Annotated in this window: 2 protein-coding genes; both read right to left on the minus strand. The window is 35.4% G+C overall.

Annotated elements, in window-relative coordinates:
- Positions 1-105: 105 nt before the first annotated feature.
- Positions 106-1,776, minus strand: a complete 1,671-nt coding sequence (ltrA, locus tag WKS98_RS09850) for a group II intron reverse transcriptase/maturase (RefSeq protein WP_498918928.1) — start codon at positions 1,774-1,776, stop codon at positions 106-108.
- 69 nt (positions 1,777-1,845) lie between these two features.
- Complete coding sequence (locus WKS98_RS09855; RefSeq protein WP_002841132.1) at positions 1,846-1,983, minus strand: hypothetical protein; 138 nt, start codon at positions 1,981-1,983, stop codon at positions 1,846-1,848.
- Positions 1,984-2,355: the final 372 nt, after the last annotated feature.

The raw sequence follows: 2,355 nt of genomic DNA on the forward strand, positions 1-2,355 counted from the left end.
TCTATTGTCTGGTCGAGTAGGTCGGGGATATTACTATCCCTTTCCCCTCTAAGAACCGTGCATGAGAGTTTCCCCTCACACGGCTCAAGTTTTTATAAGCCCTAATTAAAGAGCCAGCGTGTTTTCTTCATCATTTATATGCAATTTTCTATGACACCAAGGGTGTACTAAAGTTTTAAGGGTAATGTTATTTTGAATTGTTTGATGTACTCTAAAGTCTGTATCAATAGTTATTTTCTCTCCACAAACAGGGCATATTCCATTTTGCGTCTTATACAGTCTATTTATAACTGTACGTCCTTTAAGTTCGTTTCGTATTTTTAACTCTCCTCTTTCTTCAAAGTATATTTGCCAATTTTCATCAAATGGATTTGCTTCAGCTTGTATCTTGGTAAATCTTTTAATATCAGTGTCTGTGGCATATTTAAGACGAAGATAGTATTTCTCTCCATTTTCCATTCTATCGCCAGTTGCTACACTGAAAGTCCAAGTTCTATTTCCAATGGTATGGAAGTATTTCTTAGCTATCCATTTTCTTCCTTTCTTTGGGTGTCGACGAATACACCAATCCCATAAACATTTATATATTTCATAGTCAAGTTTTTCAAAAGCTTTAGATGAAACATTATATTTCTGATAGTTTACCCAACCTATAATGATAGGATTTAATTTTCTAATCAAAATTTCTTGTTTCATTGACGGATTATCTTTTATGATTCGTCTGATTTTATCGACAATAGCCTTGAAGTTCTTATCAGATGGTTTTGTAAGCAACTTATCTTTATACATCCTAATATTAACTCCAAGAAAATCAAAACCGTCATTTATGTGTGTTATGAGTGTCTTTTCCTCTGATAATTCTAAACCTCTTTCAGCCAAGAATTTTACAATGATTGGCTTTACACCATTTTCAAGCAATTCTGCACTTTCCCCTGTAACGATGAAATCATCTGCATATCTAAAAAAGTTAACCTTTGGGAAATATGTTTTCTTATTTACTGTTCTTCTACGGTATTTCTCTTTGATTGCTTTTTCTAAACCATCTAATACCATATTGGAAATAATAGGTGATATTGGCGAGCCTTGGGGACTTCCTGTTTCTGTTGGAAATAGTTTTTGTTTTTCTATATATCCACACTCAAGCCAAAGTTTTAATAATTTCTTGTTCATTGGGATATTATTTAATATCCATTCATGACTTATATTATCAAAACAACCTTTTATATCTCCCTCAAGTACCCATTTTGCAGATTTCTTTTTATTAAGTGATGTAAAGCACTGCTCGATAGCGTCTTGTGTACATCTTTTTGCCCTAAATCCATAAGAATTAGGGTCAGCAGTAGTTTCTGCTATTGGTTCAAGTGCAAATTTATATAGGGTTTGCATTGCTCTATCCGTCATTGTAGGAATGCTGAGAGGTCTTTTCTTACCATTTTTCTTTGGTATATACACTCTTCTAAGAGGCTTAGGTTTATATCCTCTTAAATTTAACTTTTCTATCGCCTTATACTTTGCCTGTGATGTTAGCCATAATTCACCATCAACACCACTTGTTTTCTTGCCTTGGTTTTCAGTTACCCTCTTAATTGCCAAGGCTTTTGCATAAAATGAAGTTGTGAGTAAATGTTGTAAAGATTTTACCTTTCCATATTTACTCATTTTCCACGCTTTCACAATACGCATTTGTAGTTTTTTAACATAGCTTTCTGCTAGAGAAAAATCTATACTTTCCCAGTCTTTAGCTCTGTTAGTAGTAGCACACATTTTACTGTTCATTTGCTTTCTCCTTTCAAAAATTCTACAAGTTCTCTTGTGATTAAAAACCAAATGGAAGTCTGCACTCTTTCAAGTTAGGGCAAATTTTGAACCCCTATCCATCTCATTACAAGATGGCATTCGCTTTTTCCATTCTCCTTTACCTGCACCATTATCAGCATTTCTTACGATTTGCCTTGCCTTTTGGCAATAGTACAGGCTTACCATGTTTCACTTAATTAACATTGATAACTTAGGCTCTACCTCTCTGCCGGTAGTCTTTTTGTCCGTGTAATCCCACTGTGGAAAGGATTATCCGACTACACACCATTTTGGTTCAGGCTTATCAGCAACTTTAGCCTGTTCGCCTTAACGACATTTATCAGTAGTTCACATATGTTAGCCATATTATCAAGCCTCGCTCCCTAACCACCTTGTTGCTGGCAGTTTCGGTATTTCCTCACGGTTTTACCTCAAGTAGGGTTACTTTAATATCGGCTTACCACACCTAAGTGCAGTCGATACTCGGCTCAACTAACGGAATAGTTGGTTTGGTCATCATGCCAAACAGTTAAATTAAGCGACTTCATGTCGCACCCA

Origin of the sequence: Lagierella sp. ICN-221743 (genome assembly GCF_037890055.1) — a bacterium.
GTDB lineage: Bacteria > Bacillota > Clostridia > Tissierellales > Peptoniphilaceae > Mediannikoviicoccus.